The organism is Winogradskyella sp. UBA3174 (assembly GCF_002364335.1).
Lineage (GTDB): Bacteria > Bacteroidota > Bacteroidia > Flavobacteriales > Flavobacteriaceae > Winogradskyella.
Genome location: NZ_DEXW01000067.1, coordinates 1 through 2,458, shown reverse-complemented (window position 1 = coordinate 2,458; position 2,458 = coordinate 1). Strand labels below are relative to the sequence as shown.

The following is a 2,458-nucleotide window of genomic DNA, read 5'->3' as shown; positions in this document are numbered from 1 at the left end:
TTAATTATACACCGTGTTGGCAAATCGTTTTTTATTTTTTAGTTTTACTTTGCTCTTTTTCTACAACTGCCCATTTTCTTATTTTTTCGTTCAAATTTCGAAACCCTATTCCGCCAAGTAACATTCCAATTGGCATTCCGATTATAGTTCTCCAAAACTCTTTAGGATTCCTTTTATAGTCAGGTAAATATGCCCAATAAAGAAAAATACCAAACAAGATTATTAAAACAGCTCTTACTATATATTTCATATTTTTTTAAATATTCCGCTAATCAATTCCAATTAAGTCATTTATTAATCTGTATTTTTTTTTACAAGTTTTAAATTCCGCATTGCGTAGAATTCAAATCCATTTAATGGTTTTATTTTCCGCCTTTTTATTCGGTAAATTAAGGTTGAATTAATTTTAGTCCATTTTTTGTCCGATTTACTTTTTTTCTCCAGCTTTATATTCAGAATTAGAGTGTCGTTTTCAATTTTCCACTTCCCTTTTAATTCCGAGTATATTATTTCGTGATAGTGATAGAATTTAATCCGATGAAAAGTTCCGTTTTCGGAAAGAACTAAACTGTCATAATCGACATAATTCCATTTAACTCCACTTTCCGATTTCTGTTTTGTTTTTTCCTTATTGTAGATGTATTCAGTTTGGATTTCTTGCGAAACCAAAATGTTAGTCAAAAGACCAAAAAGCAATATTAGAACTGTTTTTCTCAAATGTTTGCCAACGTCTCGTATATGAAACGTAGCGTGTAAAAAGGTACTACATTTCGGATTAAACACTGAGCCGAATTTTTAAATTTTTCTTTTTATCATTATTTTACTAAAAGCCAAATTTAAAAATTTGGCGGTCTTCGAAAATACACACAAACCTTTCGGAAAGCCTGTAATAGCTATGTTTTATATACATTGTTAGCAAATCGTACTTTATTCAATTCCGTTTTCAATAAGTAGTTTATCTAATGCTTTTCCTCCCCAATCTTCATTCAGATTTTTATTTCGTTTTCTAGTTTTTATAATTCGTTGGTTGATTTCTTCATTATCGTATTCAATTAATGTTTTAATTAAATCCAAATAAATGTGAGCATTCCAAGCGTCCTCTAATCTCTCAAACAAAGGTTCAATAAAAATTTTCTGTTTATTTACTTTGGAAGTGTATAAAGCTAAATTGTGAACGTTTGAATTTTGGATTTGCTCTGCAATTACTTTACTAGCAAGGTCTTTATCGTTTATAATTAAGACGTTTAACATTGTTTCGTAGATACCTTCGGTGAATTCAATTCCTTTTGTGGAAGGAACAAAATCAGATTTCTGTGGTTGATAGTTTTCTATCATTTCCATTTTAGTCAGTTCGTAGGTTTTTGAAGGATTTTCATTGAAAAGGTATTTATAAATTTCGGGTGAAATACTGCCTTCTTCTTCCCAAATTTTCCAATAAAGTTCATTGTAAATTGGGTCTTGAAATTCTTGAATTGCTCCGTAAACAAATCTTATGTGGTATTTTTTAATGTTTTGATGTTCAACTTTTGAAAACGGTATTTTAAGTAATTCTACTGCTTTATTGTTCTTGTAACTAGCAATAGCTTTATATAGTTCACGCCATTCATTACTAAAATGAGTATTGTCTAAAGTCTTGTTCAGATTGGTTTCTAATAACGGGATAAATTCTGGTCGTGGAAATTGACTTATAGCGACATAAGTATGATAATATCCGCTTTCAACCTTGTCATTTTCTGAACGGTTATTTTTTATAATTTCTATGTCTTGTTCTTTTTGGTATTTCGCCAACGTAACTAAGGCACTTTGGTTTTTCTCTTCTATTACAAGTTCTCTAATTTTTGGATAAAGGTTTTCTGTCGGTTTGGCTCGATTTATTGCAGAATATCTTGCAGATAATTTGTTTGGTTGATATATTAGTAAACTATCTAATTCTGTTAATTCTTTAGAATTCATTTTTTCTGAATCTAAATCAACGTACTCTGGTGTTAATACATCTATAAAGAAATCTCCAACTTTATCATTACTAATTATGCATCCAAACATTGTGCTTATTTCTTCATCATCGTTTATATGTTCTTTTACAATAGAAAATAAATCAACATTATTTTTATGAGATAATGCCCAAAAGGAATAACTTCTAACAACTCCATTTGGGTGATTTGTCAATTCAATAAGTTCATCCTTTGTTGCAGTTTTTTTCAGTTCTTCAAAATTGTCCCATTGTTTAGGACGCATTCCACCTGCACCAACTGCTGAACTCATTAATTGATTGACTTTTTCAATATTTTTTACTGCTTTAGTAGTCTTTTTTGAAATTGAACTTTCGTCAAAAGTTGTCTGTCCGCACGAATTAAGTGCAGTAAAAAGAATTATGATGGTAAGCAATATCTTCATTTCAGTATGTTTGCTAACGTGATGTGTATGGTTAGTTGCGTGATTAAGCAACTAAATTAGTAAA

2 protein-coding genes are annotated in these 2,458 nt (G+C 29.9%); both read right to left on the bottom strand.

The window, feature by feature from the left end; translation table 11 throughout:
* Positions 1-31: 31 nt before the first annotated feature.
* On the bottom strand, positions 32-250 hold the full coding sequence (locus tag B2U95_RS13540; RefSeq protein ID WP_296317088.1) for a hypothetical protein: 219 nt from the start codon (positions 248-250) through the stop codon (positions 32-34).
* 677 nt (positions 251-927) lie between these two features.
* Complete coding sequence (locus B2U95_RS13535; protein ID WP_296317087.1) at positions 928-2,394, bottom strand: hypothetical protein; 1,467 nt, start codon at positions 2,392-2,394, stop codon at positions 928-930.
* Positions 2,395-2,458 lie beyond the last annotated feature (64 nt).